The sequence below is a fragment of the Dechloromonas denitrificans genome (genome assembly GCF_001551835.1).
GTDB classification, from domain to species: domain Bacteria; phylum Pseudomonadota; class Gammaproteobacteria; order Burkholderiales; family Rhodocyclaceae; genus Azonexus; species Azonexus denitrificans.
Genome location: NZ_LODL01000031.1, coordinates 1 through 794 on the forward strand (window position 1 = coordinate 1; position 794 = coordinate 794).

Annotated in this window: 1 protein-coding gene; it reads right to left on the bottom strand. The window is 66.4% G+C overall.

The annotated features are described in order from the left end of the window. A partial coding sequence (locus tag AT959_RS14790) for a methyl-accepting chemotaxis protein (protein WP_240481857.1) occupies positions 1–794 on the bottom strand: 794 nt, incomplete at both ends.

The following is a 794-nucleotide window of genomic DNA, read 5'->3' on the forward strand; positions in this document are numbered from 1 at the left end:
CGCGGCTTGCTGCCGGTCGTGCGGGCGGCCGGCTGGGCGAAGCTGCGGGCCGTGTTGCGGCCACTGTCATCGAGGCGGAAGAAGGTCATCGTCTGCTGCAACTGCTCGGCCTGAGAGCCAAGTTCCTCGGCGGTCGCCGCCAGTTCCTCGGAAGCCGAGGCATTCTGCTGCGTGGCCTGGTTCAGCTGGCCCATGGCGCCGTTGATCTGGGCGACACCGCTCGACTGCTCGGACGAGGCCGAGGCGATTTCCTGGACCAGGTCGGACGTCTTGCGGATGGTCGGCACCATCTCGGTGAGCAGGGTGCCGGCGCGTTCGGCCTGCTTGACCGAGGAAGAGGCGAGATCGCCGATTTCCTGAGCAGCGACCTGCGAACGCTCGGCCAGTTTGCGGACCTCGGCGGCGACCACGGCGAAGCCCTTGCCATGATCGCCGGCGCGGGCCGCTTCGATGGCCGCATTGAGGGCCAGCAGGTTGGTCTGGTAGGCGATGTCGTCGATGATGCCAATCTTGCTGGCGATGCTCTTCATGTCATCAACCGTCTTGCTGACCGCAGCGCCGCCCTCGGCGGCTTCGGTCGCGGCCTTGGCGGCCATGCCGTCGGTAACACGGGCATTCTCGGTGTTCTGGGAAATGGATGCGGTCATCTGCTCCATCGAGGAAGTGGTTTCCTCGACCGAGGCCGCCTGTTCGCTGGAGGATTGCGACAGCGACTGGGCGGTGGCCGAGACCTGGCCGGCGGCATTGGTCAGGTTGTCGGCGGCGGTGCGCACTTCACCGATGATCTGCGTCAG